The organism is Pseudomonas sp. GW821-FHT03E01 (assembly GCF_059420765.1).
In genome coordinates this window covers 181041-207000 of sequence record NZ_JBWKUI010000005.1, presented here as the reverse complement: position 1 = coordinate 207000, position 25960 = coordinate 181041, and the positions used below count along the sequence as shown (strand labels likewise).

The window sequence follows — 25960 nt, the reverse complement described above, 5'->3', positions numbered from 1 at the left end:
ATGCAAGTGGTCAGCCGCGCGCGCCAGGCGGGCATCCTGTTGAGCCCCAAAGACTTGTTCCAGCACCAGACTATCCGCGGCCTGGCGCAAGTGGCCCGCAGCGGCGAACAGAACCTGATCGATCAAGGTCCGGCTGTTGGCGCGGTGGCCTTGGCGCCGGTGCAGCACTGGTTCTTCGAGCAAGCCATCCCTGAGCGTCATCACTGGAACCAGTCGCTGGTGCTGGTGCCGCGCGAAGCGCTGGATGCCGGGGCGCTGGATCAGGCGTTGGCGCAGTTGCTCCAGCATCACGATGGGTTGCGTCTGCGTTATCAACAGACCGACGCCGGTTGGCAGCAGGCCTATGACGCAGCGTCTGTTGAGTCGGTGTTGTGGCAACGCTCGGCGCAATCGCTCGAAGAGCTGAATGCATTGTGCGACGAAGCCCAGCGCAGTCTTGATCTGGGCAACGGCCCGTTGCTGCGAGCGTTGTCGGTGCAGATGGCCGATGGCACTCAGCGGCTGCTGCTGGTGATTCACCACTTGGCGGTGGACGGTGTGTCGTGGCGGGTATTGCTCGAAGATCTGCAGCAGTTCTATCGTCAGGCACGCGACGGCTCGACGCTGACAACGGCGGCGAAAACCAGTTCATACCAGCGCTGGGTGGCGCGTCTGCAAAGCCACCTGCCAACGTTCCACAACAGTGTCGATTATTGGCAGGCGCAACTGCGCGATGCGCCGCAAACCGACTTGCCGTGCGACCGCCCAGACGGTGCACTGCAAAACCGTTTCGAGCAGAAAGTCGAACTGACCTTCGATGCCGAACAAACCCGCAAACTGCTGCAACAGGCGCCGGCGGCTTATCGCACTCAGGTCAATGATTTGCTGCTGACCGCGCTGGTGCGGGCCGTGTGCCGCTGGAGCGGGCAGGGCAGCACGTTGATCCAGCTCGAAGGCCACGGCCGTGAAGACCTGTTCGACGATATCGATTTGACCCGCACTGTCGGCTGGTTCACCAGTCTGTTCCCGGTCAACCTGAGCCCGGTCGGCGACCTCGGCGCATCGATCAAAACGGTCAAGGAGCAACTGCGCGCGGTGCCGGACAAAGGACTGGGCTACGGCGTGCTGCGCTATCTGGGCGACTCGCAGGTTGGCGCCGCACTGGCAGCCATGCCGCAACCGCGCATCACCTTCAACTACCTGGGGCAGTTCGACCGTCAGTTCGACGAAGCGGCGTTGTTTGTGCCGTCCAGCGAAGGCAGCGGTGTGGCCCAGGATCCGTCGGCGCCGTTGGCCAACTGGCTGACGGTCGAAGGCCAGGTGTACGGCGGCGAGCTGTCGATGAGCTGGGCCTTCAGCCGCGAGATGTTCGACACCACGACCATCCAGCAGCTGGTTGATCAATACGCTGTCGAACTCAACGCATTGATCGAGCATTGCTGCACCCTCGATGCTCCACAGGCCACGCCATCGGACTTCCCGCTGGCGCGCATCACCCAGGCACAACTCGATGCATTGCCGGTGGCCGTCGGCCAACTCGACGACCTCTATCCGCTGTCGCCGATGCAGCAGGGGCTGTTGTTCCATACCCTGTACGAGCAGGCGGCGGGTGAATACATCAATCAGCTGCGGGTGGAGGTGCAAGGCCTCGAGCCGGAGCGTTTCCGCGCCGCTTGGCAGGCCACGGTCGATGCACAGGACATCTTGCGCACAGGTTTTGTCTGGCAAGGCGAACTGGAACAACCGGTGCAGATCGTCCACAAGCAGGTGCAGTTGCCGTTCACAGTGCTCGACTGGCGTGAGCGTGACGATCAGCTTCAGGCCTTGAATGAACTGGCCAATGCCGAGCGCCAACAAGGATTCGACCTGAGTCAGGCGCCGTTGCTACGACTGGTGCTGGTGCACACCGCAGCCGATCGCTGGCAGCTGATTTACACCCATCACCACATCCTGATGGACGGCTGGAGCAACTCGCAGTTGCTCGGCGAAGTCTTGCAGCGTTACAGCGGTCGCGTACCGATGGCCACCGGCGGGCGCTATCGCGATTACATCGCTTGGTTGCAGCGTCAGGATGCGCAACTGAGCCAGGACTTCTGGCGCGAGCCATTGGCCTCCTTGCAAGAGCCGACCCGACTGGCGCGGGTGCTGTCCGGCAATGAAACCCTGAGTGGGCACGGCGATCATTTCCAGACCCTGGACATCAGTCGCACCCAACACCTTGAAACTTTTGCCCGGCAACAGAAAGTCACCCTCAACACCTTGGTGCAAGCCGCGTGGCTGCTGTTGCTGCAACGCTACACCGGACATGAAACCGTGGCGTTCGGCGCCACGGTGGCCGGGCGTCCGGCAGACTTGCCCGGCATCGAGCAAGCGGTCGGCTTGTTCATCAATACCTTGCCGGTGATCGGCACGCCGCGTCCGGACCAAAGCGTCGGCCACTGGTTGCAAGCGGTACAGGCGCAAAACCTCAGCCTGCGCGAGTTCGAGCACACGCCGCTGGCGGACATTCAACGCTGGGCCGGGCAGGGCGGCGAAGCGCTGTTCGACAACATTCTGGTGTTCGAGAACTACCCGATTGCCCAGGCGCTGCAACAGGGCGCGGAGCAAGGCGTGGTGTTCGGCGACGTCGCCAACCTTGAGCAAACCCATTATCCGTTGAGCGTCGCCGTGACATTGGGCCAGACCCTGGCCCTGCATTACAGCTTCGACCGGGCGCATTTCTCAACGTCCGCGATCGAACGCATCTGTGCGCACCTGCTGCAACTGCTGGAGCAGTTCGCCGAGTCGGCCGAACGCAATCTTGGTGAAATTGCCCTGGCCAGCGCCGCCGAACGGGCGCAGCAACAGGCCGATAACCAGCCGCAGCCGTACCCGGTGAATGTCGCCGTGCACCAACGCATCGCCGAACTCGCCGCCCAACGCCCCGAGCGCACAGCGGTGATTTTCGCCGGTCAGCGGTTCAGCTATGGCGACATCGACCAACGCGCTAATCAGTTGGCCCACGCCCTGATCGCGCGGGGTGTCGGCCCGGAAAGCCGGGTCGGCGTGGCCTTGCCGCGCAGCGAAGGGGTGATTGTCGCGCTGCTGGCGGTGCTCAAGGCCGGCGGTGCCTACGTGCCGCTGGACACCAGCTACCCGCGCGAACGCCTGGCCTATCTGATCGAGGATTCGGGGCTGGCGTTGTTGATCACCGATTCGTCGGTTTCTGCGCAGTTGCCGGTGGATGATGCGATCCCGGTGCTGGAGCTCGACCGTCTCGATCTGCGCAGCCAATCCCTTACCGCGCCCAAGGTGCCGCTCGATCCGCAGAACCTCGCTTACGTCATTTACACCTCCGGCTCCACCGGTAACCCCAAAGGCGTGAGCGTCGCCCATGGCCCGCTGGCGATGCATTGCCAGGCCATTGGCGAACGCTATGAAATGCGTGACAGCGACTGCGAATTCCACTTCATGTCCTTCGCCTTCGACGGCGCCCACGAGCGTTGGCTGACCAGCCTGACCCACGGTGCCTCGCTGCTGATTCGCGACGACAGCCTGTGGACCCCGGAACAGACCTACAACGCCATGCGCGAACACTGCGTGACGGTGGTGGCGTTCCCGCCGGTCTACCTGCAACAACTGGCCGAACACGCCGAGCGTGAAGGCCACCCGCCGAAGGTGCGGATCTACTGCTTCGGCGGCGATGCCGTGCCCAACGCCAGTTTCGAACGGGTCAAGCGTGCGCTCGATCCGGACTACATCATCAACGGCTACGGCCCGACCGAAACCGTGGTCACGCCGCTGATCTGGAAGGCCGGGCGCGACGTGCAGTGCGGCGCGGCCTACGCGCCGATCGGCAGTCGCATCGGCGACCGCAGCGCTTACGTGCTGGACGCCGACCTGAACCTGCTGCCCCAAGGCATGGCCGGTGAGCTGTACCTGGGCGGCACCGGCCTGGCCCGGGGTTACCTGAACCGTCCCGGCCTGACGGCGGAACGCTTTGTCGCCGATCCGTTCAGCGCGGTCGGTGGCCTGCTGTACCGCACCGGCGACCTGGTGCGGCAGCGTGCCGATGGCACGTTCGATTACCTGGATCGCATCGACAACCAGGTGAAAATTCGCGGTTTCCGCATCGAACTGGGGGAAATCGAAGCGCGCCTGCAAGCCCTCGAAGGTGTGCGCGAAGCCGTGGTGGTTGCCCAGGAAGGCACCGCCGGCAGCGGCAAGCGCCTGGTGGCTTATGTGGTCGCCGATGCGTTCAATGCCGAACGGGCCGATTTCGCTGACAGCCTGCGCGAGCAACTTAAAGTCGCGCTGCCGGCGCACATGGTCCCGGCGTATTTGCTGCTGCTTGAGCATCTGCCGCTGACCCCGAACGGCAAACTCGACCGCAAGAACCTGCCCAAGCCGGACGTCAGTCAATTGCAGCAAGCCTATGTGGCGCCGCAAAGCGTACTGGAGCAGCAACTGGCGACGATCTGGCAGGACGTGCTGAAACTCGATCAGGTCGGTTTGAGCGACAACTTCTTCGAACTGGGCGGCGATTCGATCATCTCGATCCAAGTGGTCAGCCGCGCCCGTCAGGCCGGCATCCGCTTCACGCCAAAAGACCTGTTCCAGCACCAGACCATCCAGGCACTGGCCACGGTGGCGCGGTTGGGTGAGCAGGCTCAGGTCATCGATCAGGGGCCGGTCACAGGCGATCTGGTGTTATTGCCGGTGCAGCAGGCGTTCTTCGAACAGACCATCCCCGAGCGTCAGCACTGGAACCAGGCGGTGATGCTCAAGCCGACGCAAATACTGAATGCCAATCTGCTTGAGCAGGCGTTTGGTGCGCTGGTTACTCACCACGATGGCTTGCGCTTGAGTTTCGTCGAACAGGCCGAGGGCTGGCAGGCGCAATACCGTGCGCCGGGCAGCCAGACCGAGGCGTTGCTCTGGGCGGTTGACGTCGCCGACGCCACGGCACTGGAAGCGGTGGCCAATGAGGCGCAACGCAGCTTGAACCTGCAACACGGGCCGCTGCTGCGCGCGGTGCTGGCGAACCTCGATGACGGCACTCAGCGCCTGTTGCTGGCGATCCACCATCTGGTGGTGGACGGCGTGTCGTGGCGGATTCTGTTTGACGATCTGCAAACCGCTTACCGTCAGCTGTTGAGCGGCGAGCCCCTGCAATTGCCGGCCAAAACCAGTGCGGCCAAGGTCTGGGCCGAGCACCTGCAAACCTACGCCCGCAGTGCTGAACTGCGCAGCGAACTGGCCTGGTGGCAACAGCAGTTACACGGCGCCGACGTGGCGTTGCCGGAGGACAATCCCGAGGGCGGGCAACAGAACAAGCATGCACTGACGGTGCGCACGCAACTGAACAAGGAAATGACCCGGCAACTGCTGCAAGACGCCCCGGCGGCGTATCGCACGCAGGTCAACGACCTGCTGCTGACCGCTCTGGCCCGCGTCATGGTGCGCTGGACCGGGACCGACAGCGCGTTGATCCAGCTCGAAGGTCATGGCCGTGAAGAGCTGTTCGACGGCGTTGACCTGACCCGCACCGTCGGCTGGTTCACCAGCCTGTACCCGGCCAAACTGACGCCGGTCGCTGACCTCGGTGGCTCGCTGAAACAGATCAAGGAACAGCTGCGCGCGATCCCGAACAAGGGTCTCGGTTTTGGTGCGCTGGCCCATCTGGGTGACGACGCTGCACGTCAAATCCTCAGCCAATTGCCGGTGCCGTGCCTGACCTTCAATTACCTGGGCCAGTTCGACGGCAGCTTCACCGAAGCCGACGGCGCCTTGTTCGTTCCGTGCAGTGACGCGGCCGGTGATGAACTGGATGCTCGTGCGCCATTGGCCAACCAGTTGGCCCTCAATGGTCAGGTGTATGGCGGTGAACTGAACCTGGGCTGGACCTTCAGCCGCGAACGGTTCAATGAGTCGACCATTCAGGCGCTGGCCGACGATTACGCCCAGGAACTGCAAGCGCTGATCGCCCATTGCTGCCGGGCCGGGCAGCACGGCGTTACTCCGTCGGACTTCCCGCTGGCGCGCTTGAGCCAGGCCCAACTGGACGGTTTGCCGCTGGCGCCGCAGTCGATCGAAGACCTGTATCCGTTGTCGCCGATGCAGCAGGGCATGTTGTTCCATGCCGTGTACCAGGAAACCACCGGCGATTACATCAACCAGATTCGCCTGGACGTCGACGGGCTCGACCCCGAGCGTTTCCATCAGGCCTGGCAAGCGGCGGTGGAGTCCCACGACATTCTGCGCACGCGCTTTGTCTGGCAGGGCGAACTGGAAAACCCGGTGCAGGTGGTCAGCAAATACGCGCAGATGCCTTACAGCCTGCATGATTTACGCGCCCATCCGCAGCGCGATCAGGCCTTGCAGACGCTTGCCGACACGGAGCGCCAGGCCCTCAACTTGAGCGCACCGACCTTGTTGCGGTTGGTGATTGCGCGCATCGACGACCACCGTCATCACCTGATCTACACCAACCATCACATCCTGATGGACGGCTGGAGCAACTCGCAGTTGCTCGGCGAAGTGCTGCAGCGTTACAGCGGCCAGTTCAACGCCGCTCACAGCGGACGTTACCGCGATTACATCGCCTGGTTGCAACGCCAGGACGCGGCTGCCAGTGAAGCGTTCTGGACCCCGGCGCTGCTGGCGCTGGAAGAGCCGACGCGCCTGGCCCAGACCGTCGCAATGCCGCAAGCGTCTACCGAAACCCAAGGTTACGGCGATCACTTCCAGGTGCTGGAGGCCGATCAAACCCTGCGTCTGGGCGAGTTCGCCCGGGCCGCGAAAGTCACGGTCAACACGCTGGTGCAGGCGGCCTGGTTGCTGCTGTTGCAACGCTACACCGGTAAGAACACCGTGGCCTTCGGCGCGACGGTCGCTGGTCGTCCGGCGGACTTGCCGGGTGTCGAGCAGCAGATCGGGCTGTTCATCAACACCTTGCCGGTGATCGCCAGCCCACGGGCCGAGCAATCGCTTACTGGTTGGCTGCAAGCGGTGCAGGCGCAAAACCTGGCCTTGCGCGAGTTCGAACACACCGCGCTGTTCGATATCCAGCGCTGGGCCGGGCAGGGCGGTGAAGCGCTGTTCGACAACATTCTGGTGTTCGAGAACTACCCGATTGCCCAGGCCCTGGAGCAGGGCGCCCCGCAAGGGCTGCGTTTTGGTCCGGTGGCCAGTCAGGAGCAAACCAACTATCCGCTGACCCTGCTGGTGAGCCTCGACACGCAACTGTCGCTGCACTTCAGCTATCAACGCGGCAGTTTTGCTCCAGCGACAGTGACGCGACTGGCGGTTCATTTGCAGCACCTGTTGAGCCAGATGATCGACGCAGGTGAACGCTGCCTCGGCGAGCTGGTGCTGTTGGATGAGAGCGAACAGCAGCAAGTGTTGCTGGATTGGAACCCTGCTGACGAAGGTTTCGCCGATGATCTGTGCGTCCATCAATTGATCGACCGTCAAGTCGCCGCCCAACCGGATGCGCTGGCGGTGACCTTCGCGGCCAAGCAACTGACTTACGCCGAGCTCGACGCCCGGGCCAACCGTCTGGCCCACAAGCTGATCGAGTTGGGCGTGGGTCCGGAAGTGCGGGTCGGCGTGGCGATGCAGCGTTCCGACAGTCTGCTGGTGGCGCTGCTGGCGGTGCTCAAGGCCGGCGGCGCCTATGTGCCGTTGGACCCGGATTATCCGGCCGACCGCGTGGCCTACATGCTCGACGACAGCCGCGCGTTGGTGCTGCTGACCGAGCAGGCTGTTGCGGCAACATTGAGCATCGCTGCCGAGACACAAGTGTTGTTGATGGACAGCGCCGAGCCATGGCTGGCCGCTTACCCAAGCAGCGCTCCGGTCACTCGCGTCACGCCGGATAACCTCGCTTATGTGATCTACACCTCCGGCTCCACCGGCAAGCCCAAAGGCGTGGCCATCGCCCATCGCAACGTGCTGGCGCTGATCGACTGGTCGCAATCGGTGTACAGCCGCGACGACATTCAGGGTGTGCTGGCCTCGACCTCGGTGTGTTTCGACCTGTCGGTGTGGGAGCTGTTTGTCACCCTGGCCAACGGCGGCTCGCTGATCATCGCCCGCAACGCGCTGGAGTTACCGCAATTGCCGGCCCGCGATCAGGTTCGCCTGATCAACACCGTACCGTCGGCGATCAATGCGCTGCACAGTGCCGGGCAGATCCCGCCGAGCGTGCGCATCATCAACCTCGCCGGTGAGCCGTTGAAGCAGTCGCTGGTCGACGCGCTTTATGGGCAGCCGACCGTTGAGCATGTCTACGATCTTTATGGCCCGTCGGAAGACACCACCTATTCCACCTGGACTCGCCGCCAGTCGGGCGGCAGCGCCAACATTGGTCGCCCGCTCAAACACACCGCCAGCTATTTGCTCGATGCCGATCTGCACCCGGTGCCGCAGGGCGTATCGGCCGAGTTGTACCTGGCCGGTGCCGGTATCACCCGGGGTTACCTGGGCCGGCCGGGCATGACCGCCGAGAAGTACGTGCCGAACCCGTTTGCCAGCAACGGCGAGCGTCTGTATCGCACCGGTGACCTGACCCGCTATCAGGCCGATGGTGTGCTCGAGTACCGAGGCCGAATCGATCATCAAGTGAAGATCCGCGGCTTCCGCATTGAACTGGGTGAAATCGAAGCGCGCCTGCTGGAGCAGCCAGCGGTTCGCGAAGTGGCGGTGCTGGCGCAGGAAACCCTGGGCAATCAGCAACTGGTGGCCTACGTGGTCGCTTCACCACTGGAGCTCGATGATCAGCAGTCCCTGCGCGATGAACTCAAGGCACGGCTCAGGGAGTCTTTGCCGGAATTCATGGTCCCGGCGCACCTGCTGTTCCTCGAACAATTGCCGCTGACGCCCAACGGCAAACTCGACCGCAAGGCGTTGCCGACGGTGGAGGGCGGTCATTTGCAGGGGCGTTATGTCGCCCCGCAGAGCGAGCGCGAGCAGCAGGTCGCGGCGATCTGGCAGCACGTACTGCAAGTCGAACGTGTCGGCCTGCTGGATCACTTTTTCGAACTGGGCGGCCACTCGTTGCTGGCCGTCAATGTGGTTTCACGCCTGCAACTGGAACTGGGCCTGAAACTGACCCCACAACTGATTTTTCAACACCCCGTACTCACGGATTTCGTCAGCCGTCTGGCAACCGCAGGTGAGCAGGTCGATACGTTGAAACTGAGCAAGCTGGACGCCCTGCTTGATGAAATGGAGGAAGCTTGATGGATACCAATGTCGCTTTGAAGATCGCCCGGCGCTTCATTACTTTGCCGCTCGACAAGCGCAGGGTCTATCTGCAGAAGATGCTCGAGGAGGGTGTTTCGCCGGCGAACCTGCCGATTCCCGAAACCCAGTCGCAGTTCGATCCGGTGCCGCTGTCCTTTGCCCAGGAACGCCAGTGGTTTCTCTGGCAGATGGACCCCGACAGCGCCGCCTACAACATCCCCAGTGCCATGCAGTTGCAGGGCGAACTCGACATCGCGGCACTCGAGCGGGGTTTCAACGCGCTGATTGCCCGTCATCAAAGCCTGCGCACCACGTTCCGGCAGCAGGATGAGCAAGCGGTGCAAGTGATTCATCCGCACATGAACCTGACCGTCGCCGTGCATGAACTGGATGAACGCCCCGATGCCCTGTCGCCAGAAGCGCAGATTCAAGCGTTCGTCGCCGAACAGGCCGGGCAGCCGTTCGACTTGGTCAACGGGCCGCTGTTGCGCGTCAGCCTGCTGCGCCTTGGTGCGCAGGCGCACGTGCTGACCCTGACCCAGCACCACATCGCCTCGGATGGCGCGTCGATGCGGGTCATGGTCGATGAACTGCTGCAACTGTACGGCGCTTACCGCCAGGGCCAGGAACTCGCTTTGCCGGCGCTGTCGATCCAGTACGCCGACTATGGCATCTGGCAACGGCACTGGATGGAAGCCGGGGAGCGCGAGCGGCAGCTGGAGTATTGGCAGGCGCACTTGGGCAGCGAACATCCGGTGCTGGAGTTGCCCACCGATTACCCGCGTCCGGCGGTGCAGAGCCTGCGTGGTGCTCGTCATGAACTGGCATTGCCGCCGACACTGGGTGAGCGCCTGAGGGCCTTGGCCAAAAGTGAAAATGTCACCCTGTTCATGCTGTTGCTGGCGTCGTTCCAGACCTTGTTGCATCGCTACAGTGGCCAGGCCGAGATTCGCGTCGGCGTGCCCACCGCTAATCGCAACCGGGTCGAGACCGAGCGGCTGATCGGCTTCTTCGTCAACACCCAGGTGCTCAAGACCGAGTTCGACGCTCAGGCCACGTTCAGCACGCTGCTGGCCCAGGTCAAACAGACCGCGATGGCCGCCCAGGCGCATCAGGACCTGCCTTTCGAGCAATTGGTCGAGGCCTTGCAGCCGGAACGCAGCCTGAGCTACAGCCCGCTGTTCCAGGTCATGTACAACCACCAGAGCACCGGCGCCAGCCAAAGCCGCCAGGGCACGGGCGAGTCGGCGCTGACGATCCGCCACTTGCATCAGCCCTCGCGCACCGCGCAATTCGACCTGACCCTGGAAACCTTCGACGGCCCCGAGGGCCTCGGCGCACAGCTGACCTATGCCACCGACCTGTTTGACGGCGCGACCATCGAGCGTCTGGCACGGCATTGGCAAAACCTGTTGGGCAGCATCGTTGCCGATCCGCAGCAGCGTGTAGGCGAACTAGGTCTGCTCGACGAAACCGAACAACAGCAGGTGCTGGTCGACTGGAACCGCAGCGCCGCCGAATACCCGACTGACCGTTGCATTCATCAATTGATCGAAGCCCAGGCGATGCGCACGCCAGAGGCCACGGCGTTGGTGTTCGACGGGCAATCCCTGAGTTATGCACAACTCAATCGCCAGGCCAACCAGTTGGCCCATCGGCTGATCGAACGGGGCGTCGGCCCGGATCAGTTGGTCGGTATCGCCATCGACCGCAGCCTGGAAATGCTGATCGGGCTGTTGGCGATTCTCAAGGCGGGCGGTGCCTACGTGCCGCTGGACCCGCAATACCCTGAAGACCGTCTGGCGCACATGATCGAAGACAGTGGCTTGCAACTGCTGCTGACCCAGGCGCATTTGATCGGGCAATTGCCGATTCCGGCCGGCGTGCAGACCCTGTTGCTCGACCCGCAAGGCGAGCACGCTCGCGGTTACAGCGAGGCCGATCCGCAGGTAGCGCTCAGCGGTGAACACCTGGCGTATGCGATTTACACCTCCGGCTCCACCGGCAAGCCCAAAGGGGTGATGGTGCGCCATCAGGCGCTGGTGAACTTCGTGGTGAGCATGGTCAAGGCGCCGGGCATCGAGGCCCAGGACCGCATGCTGTCGCTGACCACGTTCTCGTTCGATATTTTCGGCCTGGAAATCTACGGCCCGCTGCTCAGCGGTGCCGGTGTGGTGTTGGTGGACAAGCACACCGCCCAGGATCCGCAAGCGCTGCTGGAGATGATCCGGCAACAGCAAGTCACGGTGGTGCAAGCCACGCCGTCGACCTGGCGCATGTTGCTCGACCATGAACAGGCGCCCACCCTCCAGGGTTGTAAATTCCTCTGCGGTGGCGAAGCGCTGGCCGATGACCTGGCCCAACGCATGCTCGGTCTGGCGGGGCAGGTCTGGAACCTTTATGGCCCGACCGAAACCACCATCTGGTCGGCGGCCTGGCAGCTGACCCGCGAGCAGCGCCAGCCGTACCTGGGCAAACCGATTGCCAACACCACGCTGTACATTTTGGGTGATGACCTGGCACCGAACCCGGCGGGCTCGATTGGCGAACTGCTGATCGGCGGCGACGGCCTGGCCCGTGGGTATCACGACCGAGCGGCAATGACCGCCGAGCGCTTCCTGCCCGACCCGTTCGGCAACGGCGCGCGGCTGTACCGTACCGGCGATCTGGCACGCCATCGTCATGACGGCGTGCTCGAATACATGGGGCGTATCGACCATCAAGTGAAGATCCGCGGTTTCCGCATCGAACTGGGTGAAATCGAGGCGCGTTTGCTGGAGCAGCCAGCAGTCCGTGAAGTGGCGGTGCTGGCGCAGGAAGCCCTGGGCAGCCAGCAACTGGTGGCCTATGTGGTCGCGCCGCAACTGGACCTCGATGCCGCCGACGAGCAACTGCGTCTGCGCGATGAACTCAAGGCGCGGCTCAAGGAATGCCTGCCGGAATTCATGGTCCCGGCGCATCTGCTGTTCCTCGCCAACCTACCGCTGACACCTAACGGCAAACTCAATCGCAAGGCGTTGCCAGCGGTGGACGCGAGCCAGTTACAGGCGCGTTATGTCGCCCCACAGAGCGAGCGGCAACAGCAAGTCGCCGCCATCTGGCAGGACGTACTGAAGCTGGACCGCGTGGGCCTGACCGACAACTTCTTCGAGCTGGGCGGGCACTCCCTGCTGGTGACCCAAGTGGTGTCGCGGGTGCGTCGGGTGCTGGGCATTCAGGTGCCGTTGCGCAGCCTGTTCGAGCACAGCACCCTGGAGGATTTCGTCCAGGCGCTGGGCGCCGAGCCGGGCGAACAGTCACCGCCGATGACCCGGGTCGACCGAGACCAACCGCTGGCACTGTCCTTTGCCCAGGAGCGCCAATGGTTCCTGTGGAAAATGGACCCCGACAGCGCCGCCTACAACATCCCGACCGCGCTGCGGATGCGCGGCGCGCTGGACAAAAACGCCCTGCAACGCAGCTTTGAGGCGCTGGTGGAGCGCCACGAAAGTTTGCGCACAGCGTTCGTCGAGGAAGATGGCCGCACCTGGCAGGTGATCCGCCCGCAAGGCCGCATCAGTTTTGTCGAGCAACGTCTGGCTGCCAGCGATGAAGCGAGCATCAAGGCCTTCGTCGAACAGGAGACGCAACGCCCGTTCGATGTGCTCGACGGCTCGTTGGTGCGCTTCGTTCTGCTGCAGGTGGGCGAGCAGGATCACGTGCTGATTCTGACCCTACACCACATCGTCTCCGATGCCTGGTCGTTGCAGGTGATGACCGATGATTTGATGGCCCTGTATGCGGCGCTCAGCCAGGGCCGGCCGGCCGCACTGCCGCCATTGCCGGTGCAGTACGCCGACTACGCGGTGTGGCAGCGTCAATGGATGGCCGCCGGCGAACGGGATCGGCAGTTGGCCTACTGGCGCGAAAAACTCGGCAGCGAACAGCCGCTGCTGGAGCTGCTGGAGCTGCCACTGGATCATCCGCGCCCGGCGCAGCAAAGTTTTCGTGGCGCGCGTCTGCCGATTGCCCTCGACGAATCCCTGAGCAATGCCCTGAAGGCCTTGGCCCGACGGGAAAACGTCACGCTGTTCATGCTGTTGCTCGGCTCGTTCCAGACCTTGCTGCATCGCTACAGCGGCCAGGTCGATATCCGCGTCGGCGTGCCGATTGCCAACCGTAATCGGCTGGAAACCGAGCGTCTGATCGGTTTCTTCGTCAACACCCAGGTGCTGCGCGCCGAGTTCGACGGCCAGCTGACGGGCGCGCAATTGCTGCAACAGGTGAAGCAGACGGCCATGGCGGCGCAGATGCATCAGGACCTGCCGTTCGAGCAACTGGTCGATGCGCTGCAACCGCAACGCAACCTGAGCCATAGCCCGCTGTTCCAGGCGATGTTCAACCATCGCAGCGAAGCGGCCTCAACGCTGGCCGAATCGTTGCCGGGCATCGAGCTGGCAAACCTCAGTTGGGAACACCGCACCGCGCAGTTCGACCTGACCCTGGACACCAGTGATAACCCGCAAGGCCTGCACGCGTCACTGACCTACGCCACTGATTTGTTCGAGCCATCGACCATCGAGCGCATGGGCCGGCACTGGCTGAATCTGTTGCAGGGCCTGGTCGAGGACATCCACCGTCCGGTCGGGCAATTGGCGTTGCTCGATGACCGCGAGCGGCAATTGACGGTCGCCGGTTGGAACGCCACCGCTGTCGACTACCCGTTGCATCGCAGCGTGCAGGCGCTGATCGAAGAGCAGGTCGGTAAAACCCCGCAGGCGTGTGCGCTGGTGTTTGCCGAGCAACGCTTGAGCTACGCCGAACTCAATGGCCGCGCCAACCAACTGGCTCACGTGCTGATCGAGCAGGGCGTCGGCCCGGATGTGCTGGTGGGCATCGCGGTCGAGCGGTCGGTGGAAATGGTCGTGGGCCTGCTGGCGATTCTCAAGGCGGGCGGTGCCTATTTGCCGTTGGACCCGGAATACCCACAGGAACGTTTGGCCTACATGTTTGAAGACAGCGGCATCCAGTTGCTGCTGACCCAGAGCCATTTGCTTGAGCAATTGCCGATTCCGGCCGGCATTCGCAGCCTGGTGCTGGATCAGGACGGCGACTGGCTGGAAGGCCGCAGCGATGCCAACCCTGGCGTTGATCTCGACGGGGAAAACCTTGCCTATGTGATCTACACCTCGGGCTCCACCGGCAAACCCAAAGGCGCGGGCAACCGTCATTCGGCACTGATCAATCGTCTGTGCTGGATGCAACAGGCCTATCGGCTCGACGCCACGGACAGCGTGCTGCAAAAGACCCCGTTCAGTTTCGACGTGTCGGTCTGGGAGTTCTTCTGGCCGCTGCTGACCGGTTCGACCCTGGTGGTGGCCGCGCCGGGTATTCATCGTGATCCGGCGCAGTTGATCGAACTGATCACCGCGCAACGCATCACCACGCTGCACTTCGTACCGTCGATGTTGCAGGCGTTCCTGCAAGACCCTGCGGTGGGCCAGTGCCGCAGCCTGACCCGGATTGTCTGCAGCGGCGAAGCCCTGCCAGTGGACGCGCAGCAGCAAGTGTTTGCCAAGCTGCCGAATGCCGGGCTGTACAACCTCTACGGCCCGACCGAAGCGGCCATCGACGTCACGCACTGGACGTGCGTCGACGAAGGGCGCGACAGCGTGCCGATCGGCCAGCCGATCGCCAACCTGGGCACTTACATTCTCGATCACGAGTTGTCGCCGGTGCCGGTGGGCGTGATTGGTGAGTTGTACCTGGGCGGCGAAGGCCTGGCCCGGGGTTATCACCGTCGTCCATCGCTCACGGCGGATCGCTTCGCGACCAGCCCGTTCGGTGACGGCCAGCGTCTGTACCGCACCGGCGACCTGGCGCGTTATCGCGCCGACGGGGTGATCGAATACGCCGGGCGCATGGACCATCAGGTGAAAATCCGTGGCCTGCGCATCGAATTGGGCGAGATCGAAGCGCGCCTGGCCGAACACGCCGAAGTCCGTGAAACCGTGGTCATCGCCCAGGACGGCACGCTGCTGGTGGCGTATGTGGTGCCGGCCCGTGACGCGTTGCTGCACGCCGACGATGAAACTCGCAACGCCTTGCAGCGCAGTCTCAAGGAACACCTGAGCCAGACATTGCCGGACTACATGGTCCCGCAGCATTGGCTGTGGCTGGAAAAAATGCCGGTCAGCCCCAACGGCAAACTGGAACGCAAGGCGTTGCCCAAGGCCGACACCACGGCCAGCAGCAAGGCTTACACCGCCCCGACCAGCGCTATGGAACAAGCGCTGGTGGAGATCTGGCAAAGCGTGCTGGGTCGGTCGCAGGTGGGAATCAGCGACAACTTCTTCGAGCTGGGCGGCGATTCGATCATCTCGATCCAGGTAGTCAGCCGGGCGCGTCAGGCGGGGATTCATTTCAGCCCCAAAGACCTGTTCCTGCACCAGAACGTGCAAAGCCTCGCGGCGGTGGCGAAGGTCGGCGACAGCGACTTGCGCATCGACCAGGGCCCGGTCACTGGCGATACGCCGTTGCTGCCATTCCAGCAGTTGTTCTTTGAACGCGAGATGGCCGAGCCGCACCACTGGAACCAGTCGGTGCTGCTCAAGTCCGCCAAACCACTGCACGCCGAACACCTGGAGCGGGCGTTGCAGGCGCTGGTCAGCCATCACGACGCGTTGCGTCTGGCCTTCACCCGTCAGGGTAATAAATGGACCGCGCAGCATCGCTCCCTGGCCGAGCAACAGGCGCTCTGGCAACAGTCGCCGCTGCTGTGGACCGCCGACGTTGCTGATGCGGCGGCACTCGAACAGTTGGGCGAACAGGCACAGCGCAGCCTCGAACTGGCGAACGGTAATCTGCTGCGCGCGGTGCTGGCGAACATGGCCGATGGCAGTCAGCGACTGTTGCTGGTGATCCATCACCTGGTGGTCGACGGCGTGTCCTGGCGGATTCTGCTCGAAGACCTGCAACAGGCCTGCGAGCAGTTGCAGGCGGGCCAAACGCTCACATTGCCGGCCAAGACCAGCGCCACCCAGGCCTGGGCGCGACGCTTGCAACAACATGCCGACAGCCCGGCGATGCAGGCTCAGCTGAGGTTCTGGCAAGAGCAGTTGCAGGGTTCACGCAATGACTTGCCCTGCGATCGACCCCAGGGCGAGTTGCACAATCGCCACGCCTTGCATGTGCAGACCCGTCTGGACAAACAGCAGACTCGCCAGCTGTTGCAGGAGGCGCCGGCGGCCTATCGCACGCAGGTCAACGACCTGTTGCTGACGGCGCTGGCGCGGGTGATTGCGGACTGGACGGGTGAAGCCTCGACCCTGATCCAGCTCGAAGGCCACGGTCGCGAGGCGCTGTTCGACGAACTCGATTTGAGCCGCAGCGTGGGTTGGTTCACCAGTCTGTTCCCGGTTCGGCTGACCCCGGCGAGCACGCCGCAAGACTCGATCAAGACGATCAAGGAGCAACTGCGGGCGATCCCCGATAAAGGCCTGGGCTTTGGCGCGCTGCGCTACCTGGGCAACGACAGTACCCGGCAAATGCTGCAAGCCTTGCCCGTGCCGCGCATTACCTTCAACTACCTCGGCCAGTTCGATGCCGGGTTCGGCGACGAGGCGGGCGCACTGTTCACCCCGGCCAGCGAATCGGCGGGCGCGGAGCAAAGTCCGCTGGCACCGCTGGACAACTGGCTGACCCTCAATGGCCGGGTGTATGGCGGCGAATTGAGTATTGGCTGGACGTTCAGCGGGCAGATGTTCGATCCGTCGACCATCGAGCGATTGGCGCAGGCTTATGCGCGGGAACTGGGGCTGTTGATCGAGCACTGCTGTGAGGCTCGGCATCAGGGCCTGACACCGTCGGACTTCCCGCTGGCCGGGTTGACGCAACGCCAGCTTGATTCATTGCCCGTGACGCCACGCCAGGTCGAAGACATTTACCCGCTGTCACCGATGCAGCAAGGCATGCTGTTCCACACCCTCTACGAGCAGCAGGCCGGCGATTACATCAATCAGCTGTGCGTGGATGTCGAAGGCTTGAACGTCGAGCGTTTCCGCGAGGCCTGGCAAGCGGCAATGGATGCGCACGATGTGCTGCGCAGTAGTTTTGTCTGGGACGGCGAGTTCAAGCGTCCGTTGCAGGTGATTCACAAGCAACTGGCCGTGCCGTTCACCTTCCATGACTGGCGCGACCACAGCGATGTGGCCCTGGCGCTCAGCGAACTGGCGGCCGCACAGCGCCAGCAGGGTTTTGACCTTGCCGCCGCACCGTTGCTGAACCTGACGGTGGTGCGTCTCGACACCGCGCGTTTTCACCTGATCTACACCAGCCATCACATCTTGATGGACGGCTGGAGCAATTCGCAGCTGCTCGGGGAAGTGCTGCAACGCTACAGCGGCCAGGTGCCGGCGAACACGGCGGGGCGTTATCGCGACTACATCGAATGGCTGACGCAACAGGACGCGCAGGTCACCGAAGGTTTCTGGAAAGGCCAGTTGGCCGGGTTCGATGAGCCGACCCGGTTGGCCAAAGCGCTGGTGTGGACCGGCAGCGAAGCGGCCAACGCCGCCCAGGGCGAGCATTTCCTGACCCTGGACCTGGCGCAGACCGCCGGGCTCAACACGTTTGCACGGGAACAGAAAGTCACCCTCAACACCCTGGTGCAAGCCGCCTGGTTGCTGCTGTTGCAACGCTATACCGGGCTGGACACAGTCAGCTTCGGTGCCACGGTGTCCGGACGTCCGGCGCAATTGGCCGGGGTCGAACAGCAGATCGGCCTGTTCATCAACACCTTGCCGGTGGTCGCCAGCCCACGGGCCGAACAGCCGTTGGCGCAGTGGTTGCAACAGGTGCAGGCGCAGAACCTGGCCTTGCGTGAGCAAGAACACACCGCGCTGTTCGACATCCAGCGTTGGGCCGGGCAGGGCGGCGAAGCCCTGTTCGACAACATTCTGGTGTTCGAGAACTACCCGATCTCCGAAGCCCTGCAACAGGGCGCACCGCAAGATCTGCGCTTCGGCGAAGTGGGTAACTTCGAGCAAACCAATTACCCGTTGACCCTGTCGGTAAACCTCGGCGCTGAGTTGTCGTTTCAACTGAGTTTCGATCGTCAGCAGTTCGATGACGCCGCGATTGAACAACTGGCCGGGCATCTCGCGCACCTGCTGTTGCAGATGGTCGAGGCACCTGCCGCCAGTGCCGTGGGCGATCTGGCCCTGGTCTCGACCGCTGTGCGCGAGCCGCTGGCGCTGCCGGTCGATGACGTGTGCGTGCAGCGTTTGTTTGAACGGCAAGCCGAACGCACGCCGCACGCGCTGGCGTTGATTTTCGACGAGCAACGCCTGAGTTATGCCCAGCTCAATGCCCAGGCCAACCAATTGGCCCGCGTGCTGCTGCAACACGGCGTCGGCCCCGAAGTGCTGGTGGGCATTGCGGTCGAGCGTTCGACGCAGATGATCATTAGCCTGCTGGCGGTGCTCAAGGCCGGTGGCGCCTACGTGCCGCTGGACCCGGAGTACCCGGCCGAGCGACTGGGCGCGATGATCGAGGACAGTGGTCTGCGTGTGCTGTTGACCCAAAGCCACCTCGTGCCGAAGTTGCCAGAAGCTGCGGGTGTGACCGTCCTGAGCCTGGATCAACTGGATTACCCGACCCGGACCGACAATCTGCCGCAGCGCAGCGGCCCGCAAAACCTGGCGTATGTGATGTTCACCTCGGGCTCCACCGGGCGCCCGAAAGGCGTTGGCATCACTCAATCGGCGCTGACCCGTCATGCCCGGGTGGCCCTGGATTTCCTCGGCCTCACGCCGCAGGACCGCTCGCTGCAATTTGCCACGTTCAACTTCGATGCCTTTGTCGAGCAGCTTTACCCGGCACTGATTTGCGGTGCCTCGGTGGTGCTGCGCGGGCCGGATATCTGGGACAGCGAGACCTGGTATCGCGAATTGCGCGACAAGCAGTTCAGCGTCAGCGACCTGACCACTGCCTACTGGAATATGTTGGCCAAGGACCTCGCGGCGGCGGGTTATCGTGACTATGGTGCGTTGCGCCAGGTGATCGTCGGTGGCGAAGCCATGCCGCCGGAAGGTGTTGCCGCCTGGGGCCAGGCCGGGCTGGGCCATGTGCGCCTGCTGAACACCTACGGCCCGACCGAAGCCACGGTCAGCGCCACGCTGTTCGATTGCAGCGACTACGTGTCCGGCCGCGACCCGTTGCCGGTGACCATGCCGATTGGCCGGGCGTTGGGCGGCCGGGCGATTCATGTGCTCGACACCCAGGGCCAACCGGCGCCGGTCGGTGTGGTCGGGGAATTGGTGATTGGCGGTGAGCTGCTCGCACGGGGCTACTTCCAGCGCCCGGAATTGACCGCCGAGCGCTTCATTCCCGACCCGTTCGATCCACTGGGTGGTGGCCGCGTGTACCGTACCGGCGACCTCGCGCGTTATCGCGCCGACGGCGTGATTGAGTACGTCGGGCGGGTCGATCATCAAGTGAAGATTCGTGGATTGCGCATCGAGCTCGGTGAAATAGAAACCCATCTGCTGCGGGTTCCTGCGGTGCGTCAGGCACTGGTGGTGGCGCAACCGGGCGCCATCGGTCAGCAATTGGTGGCGTACGTGGTGTTCGACGATCCGGCGCAAGCCAGCGCCGATTCATCCACGCTGGCGGCGTTGCGCGGTGACATCAAGGCACGCTTGAAGGCCAGCCTGCCGGATTACATGGTTCCGGCCCATGTGCTGTTCCTCGAAGGCCTGCCCCTGAGCCCGAATGGCAAGATCGATCGCAAGGCCTTGCCGGGCGTCGATGCCAATCTGGCGGCGTTGGACTATGTCGCGCCTGAAGGTGCACTGGAACAGCAGATCGCTACGGTCTGGCAGGACGTGCTGGAACTGCAACAGGTCGGCCGCGACGATCACTTTTTCGAACTGGGCGGGCATTCCCTGCTCGCCACGCAAGCGGTCTCGCGCCTGCGCAAACTCACGGCCTGTACGTTGAGCCTGCGCGACCTGTTCGGCCATCCGCGACTCAAGGACCTCGCGGCGTGGATCGCGCGGCAGCAGGGCACACCTGAGCCGAACGGCCACGGTGTGGTGCTCAAGGCCCATGGCACCCGGCACAGCGCACCGTTGTCGCTGGTGCAGCGTCGCTTGTGGATCGCCGAGCAATTGTCCGGCGGCACCGCGGCCTATGGCATGCCGATGGCCTCGCGTTTGCGTGGTGAGTTGTCGGTGGAACGGCTGATCAGCAGTTTCGCCGAGGTGGTGCGCCGCCATGAAGTGCTGCGTACCGCGTATACCCAGGACGATGAAGGTGACCCGATTGCCGTGATCGCCGAGCAGGTTGAACTGGATTTCCCGGTGATCGATTTGTCCGCTCTGTCCCGCAGTGCCCAGGAAGAATGGGTGGCGCAAGCAGCACTGGAAAACGCGCGCACCCCGATTGATATGGAACACGCACCGCTGTTGCGTGGACGGATCCTGCACCTGGGGCCGACCGAGCATGTGATGCTTTATGCGATGCACCACATCATTTCCGATGGTTGGTCGATGGGCTTGCTGGTCAACGAACTGGTGCAGATTTACCACCGCACCAAGGCCGGTGACCTGACCCCGTTGCCGGCGCTGGAGGTGCAGTATTCCGACTTCGCGCTGTGGCAGCAGGAACTGGAACAGCAAGGCGTGCTGGCGCGCCAGGCCGAGTACTGGAAAGCGCGGCTCGCGGGCTATGACGGGCATCTGAAGTTGCCATCGGACAACCCCCGTGGCTTGACACCGTCCTATGCGGGTGACTCGGTGCAGTTCCAGCTCACCACGCCACTCAGCACGGCCTTGCGCCAGTTGTCGATGGACGCGGGCGTCACGCTGTACAGCACGCTGCTGGCCTCGTTCCAGGTGTTGTTGCACCAGATCAGCGGCGTTGCGGATGTGTTGGTCGGCGCCGACGTGGCCGGGCGTGAACAGCCGGAGCTTGAACGGTTGATCGGCTTCTTCGTCAACGTCTTGCCGTTGCGTTCGCAGTTCGACGCCACCACGCCGTTCGCCCGATTCCTGGGCCAGACCCAGGAATCCCTGCTCAGTGCCCTGGAGCATCAGGACCTGCCGTTCGACATGATCGTCGACGCCTCGGACGTGCCGCGGCACAAGGGCATGAACCCGCTGGTGCAAGTGTTGTTCGTGATGAACAACCTGCCGGGACGCACCCAGGCCATCGGCGGTTTGAGCGTGGAATCGCTGCCGGCGCTGGAGACCCATTCTAAATTCGACATGGCGTTGTTCGTTGACGATGAAGCAGGGCAATTGCTGGGTAATTGGCAATTCGCCACAACCTTGTTCGGACACGAGCGCATCCAGCACCTGGTGAAGGCCTGGATAGCCCTGTTGGAACAGATCGTCGCTGATCAGGACATTCAATTGGGAGCTATCAGCATGCCAGTCGACAATTTAGCGGTGGCCGCCAAGCCTGCCGTCCCCGGACCCAAGGCCGACAAACTCGGTAAGTTCCTCAAGCGTGGCGCCGCCCCGGCGGCCAAGGCCCGACCGGCGCCAATACGCGAATCGCTGATCGCCGCGCCACAGCCGTTCCCGCTGCTGCTGGAACCGAACGAGCCGCACCTGGACTTGATCGAGTGGATCAACAACAACCGGCCGCTGATCGAAGAAAAACTCGCCAGGCATGCCGGGATTCTGTTCCGTGGTTTCGAACTGGATGGCATTCAAGGCTTCGAGGCGTTTGCCGAAGCGATCCAGCCAGGGCTTTACGGCCAGTACGGCGATCTGCCGAAGAAAGAGGGCGGCAAGAACACCTACCGCTCCACGCCGTACCCGGAACGCAAGATGATCCTGTTCCATAACGAGAGCTCCCATCAGGATCGCTGGCCGCGCAAGCAGATGTTCTATTGCGAGCAAGCCGCGTCCATTGGCGGTGCGACTCCAGTGGTGGATTGCCGGTTGATGTACGAAAAACTGCCGGCGGACCTGCGGGACAAGTTCGAGGAAAAAGGCCTGCTTTACGTGCGCACCTTCACCGACAACCTCGACGTGTCCTGGCAGCATTTCTTCAAGACTGAAGACCGTGCTGAGGTGGAGGCCCGTTGCCGGGCCGGTGGCATCGAATGGCGCTGGCTCGACAACAACGAATTGCAAACCCGCACCCCAGGGCCGGCCATCATTCGTCACCCGGTGACCGGCGCCAAATCGTTCTTCAACCAGGTGCAACTGCATCACATCTATTGGCTGGAGCCGGACGTGCGGGAAGACCTGTTGTCGATGTTCGGCCTGGACCGCTTGCCGCGCCACGTGTTCTACGGCGACGGCACGCCGATCGAAGACGAAGTGATGCAACGCATCGGTGACTTGTACGAAGAATGCGCGGTGCGTTTCGACTGGCAAAAAGGCGACGCCATCCTGCTCGACAACATGCTGGTGGCCCATGCCCGTGATCCGTTCGAAGGCCCGCGCAAGATTGTCGTGGCCATGGGCGATATGTTCGACCGCAGCGCCCTTGAACGCGAAATGAACACCGAGGAAACCGGAGCATGAACGAGGTATCGATGGACCAGCAGGACCTGGGTTACGCCTTGACGCCTGAACAGCAACGGTGGCTGGAGCAGTTGCCCAAGGCCCCGGCCTGTGGTGATGCGCTGCATTTCCTGGAGGTCGAGATCAGCGGCGCCCTCGATCCGCAGCGGGTGCAAAACGCACTGGATCGCTTGCTGGCGCAACAGCCGATGCTGATTGCGCGGCTGGGCAAGGCGCCGGGATTCCATGGTGTCCGACAGTTCGTCGGGGGGGCGGAGCGCTTCCCGCTGAGCGTGCAGGCGCGGGTCGATACCCCGGCCGGTATTCAGGCTCAGCTCAGCGAATGGGCGGAACGTGCTTTTGTCGTCGGTGAATCCGAAGGCGCGCAAGCGGTGCTCTATCGCCTGGCCGATGATCAATGGAAATTGGTCTTGGGCCTGGCCCGGCACAGCCTCGATCAAAGCGGCGTGCGGTTGCTGTATCAGCAATTGGTGCGGGCCTATGGGCAACAGTCGGCGGCGGACGACGAAGAGACCGGTGAATTCACCCAGTACCTGGAATGGCGCAGTGAAGTGGTGCTCGACGAAGACGCGGCCGGCGCACGTACTTACTGGCAGGAACACCTGCAAGGCGCCGATCCCGATTTGAGTACTCCGTGGCTGGCCTATCGCAACGGGAATCCTGGATTGTCGTCGGCCACTGAATCGCTGGCGCTCACGCTCGATCCGGCACTGCGCAGCGGTTTGCAGCAAGTGGTCGGGGCGTTGGAGCAATCGCCGAGTGTGGTGCTGCAAGCGGCCTGGTGGCTGTTGCTGGGTCGGCTCAGCGGGCATCAACAGGTGCTGGTCGGGGTGCGGCATGACAGTCGCGAAGATTACCAATACTTCAGTAATGCCGTGGGCGTGTTCGAGAAAACCCTGCCGCTGAACCTGTCACTGACGGCGAATGCAGCATTCAGCACTTGGGTGGCGGAGTTGGCGGCGCGCCTGGATGAGCACCGTACGTGGCAGGAATACTGGTCGCCTGAACTGGCGCCGACGGCGGCTCGCCCGGCCTATGGTTTTGCCGTGTGCCGGGCCATGCAAGCCGCGACGTCCGCTGATCTGCAATGGACTCCGCGTTTGGCGGTGCGCGAAGCACGGTTTGAATTAATGCTTGAACTGGAAACGGACGAGGCGGGCAGCGCCCACGGGTTCCACCTGCATTACACCCCGTCCCGTTACTCGGTTCAGGCGATGGAAGGGTTGCTGGAGCAGCTGCGCGTATTGCTCGAAAACATCGTTGCCAATCTTCACGCCGAACTCGGTCAACTGAACGTGTTGGGAGCCGCCGAACAACAGCGCTTGCTGTCGATAAACCCGCCAGCGCGAGCACGGGTCGATAGCCGGTTCTTGCCGCAGCGCATTGCCGACTGGGCCCGGACCACGCCGCAAGCCATCGCCTTGACTGACGGCGATCGACGCCTGAGTTACGGGCAGTTGCAGACGAAGGTCGAGGTGTTGGCCCAGGCATTAAAAGCCCAGGGCATGGCGCCGGGGGCTATCGTCGCGCTGGCCTTGCCACGCTCGGCGGAGCTGGTGATCGCCATGCTCGCGGCGTGGCGCATCGGCGCCGCGTACCTGCCGCTGGACCCGCAATGGCCGCAAGCCCGTCAAGCCTTGATGCTGGAACAGGCCGGCGCTGCGTTGCTGCTGGTCGACGCCGGGCACATCGCGCAATGGCACGATTATCCGTTGCCTCTGGCGACCGTGGATCGTGTGCTGCAATCGGCCCCGGCGAGCACGTCGGCCATCACCCACGATACACAGGGCGATCAGGCGGCGTATGTGCTGTTCACCTCCGGCTCCACCGGTATGCCGAAAGGCGTGGTCATCGAGCATAGGCAATTACTTAATTACACCGCTCACGTCAGCCAGGCCCTGGGGCTGGATCAATGCCAGCAGTTCGGCTTCACCTCCACGGTGGCGGCGGACCTGGGCAACACGGCGCTGTTCGGCGCCTTGTTCAACGGCGCCGCACTGCATGTGGCCAGCGATGAGCAAATGCAGGACGGCAATTTGTTTGCCGACTTCCTGCAACGGCAAGCCATCGATTGCCTGAAGATCGTTCCGTCGCACCTGGCCGCGCTGCTCGACAGCGAACGCGCGCAACTGCCGCGCACGCTGGTGCTGGGTGGCGAGCCGATTGCCCAGGCATTGGTGCAACGGATCGCCGGTTTGCGCAGTGATTGCCGGGTGTTCAATCACTACGGCCCGACCGAGGCCACGGTCGGCGTGCTGGTTCATCCGCTGGATCTGGAGGCGGCGGTGCCTGACGCCGGCGTTCTGTCCCGGGTGTTGGGCAACAATCAGGTGTTTGTACTCGACGATAACCGGCAACTGGCGCCGGTCGGTGTGCTGGGCGAGTTGTACCTCGGCGGCGCGCAGTTGTGTCGCGGCTACGTGAATGTCGAGGCCGATTCGCAAGTGTTCATCCAGAGCCCGTTCAATCCGCAGGAGCGCCTGTACCGCACCGGCGACCTGGCCCGCTATCGCCCGGATCTGGCGATTGCGTTGCACGGTCGGCGCGATCAGCAAATCAAGGTACGGGGTTTCCGTATCGAACTGGCAGAGATCGAAGCCGAGTTACTGCGTGTGCCGCAGGTCGCGCAAGCACTGGTGTTGCCGGGGCCGTCCGCGCAAGACGGGATGCTCGCGTTCATCGTGCCGCATCAGGCGCCTTCGGCGACTTTGCTCGATGCCGTTCGCGACGAACTGGCGCTGCGTCTGCCCAGTGTGATGCTGCCGCAGCACTTGCAGTTGATCGACAGCTTCCCGCGACTGGCCAACGGCAAGGTTGACCGCAAGGCCTTGCAACAACTCGCGTCCACCTCGGCTGACGATGAAGGCATGCAACCCCGCGATGCTCTTGAGCAATTGCTGGTGACGCGCATGGCGCAGTTACTGGGGGTTGAGCGTCTGGGCATCGACCGGGACTTTTTCGCCGCTGGGGGCCATTCCTTGCTGGTGATCAAACTGGTGGCCGGCATTCGCAAGTTGTTGCAGTGCGAAATCCAGCCGGGCGTGGTGTTTGACCATCCGACCGTGGCGGGGCTGGCGGCGGCGTTGCGCTCCCGGGAAAGCAGTCCGGGTCAGTTGGAGAAAATCGCCCAGGCGCGGTTGCGTCTGGACAACATGAGCCCCGAAGAAAAAGCGTTGCTCACCGAAAAAGCCCGGCACCTGCAAAACGCCAAGGCTGCACAAAACGGTTGA

Annotated in this window: 3 protein-coding genes (1 of these 3 running past the window's edge); all 3 read left to right on the top strand. The window is 63.2% G+C overall.

What is annotated here, in order from left to right:
- Tightly spaced (each overlapping or abutting the next), the 3 genes in view from AC07VO_RS10530 to AC07VO_RS10520 form a layout consistent with a single transcriptional unit that may run on beyond the window.
- Nucleotides 1-9204 carry the 3' portion of a non-ribosomal peptide synthetase gene (locus AC07VO_RS10530; RefSeq protein WP_086945109.1) on the top strand. Its footprint begins 3168 nt before the window's first position, so the window shows 9204 of its 12372 coding nt (coding positions 3169-12372); its start codon lies off the left edge, out of view; it ends in the stop codon at nucleotides 9202-9204.
- On the top strand, nucleotides 9204-22730 hold the full coding sequence (locus AC07VO_RS10525; RefSeq protein ID WP_086945108.1) for a non-ribosomal peptide synthetase: 13527 nt from the start codon (nucleotides 9204-9206) through the stop codon (nucleotides 22728-22730). Before AC07VO_RS10530 ends, AC07VO_RS10525 begins: the two co-directional genes overlap by 1 nt.
- Entirely contained in the window at nucleotides 22727-25960 is a 3234-nt protein-coding gene (locus AC07VO_RS10520) for a non-ribosomal peptide synthetase (RefSeq protein ID WP_457326787.1), read from the top strand. Before AC07VO_RS10525 ends, AC07VO_RS10520 begins: the two co-directional genes overlap by 4 nt.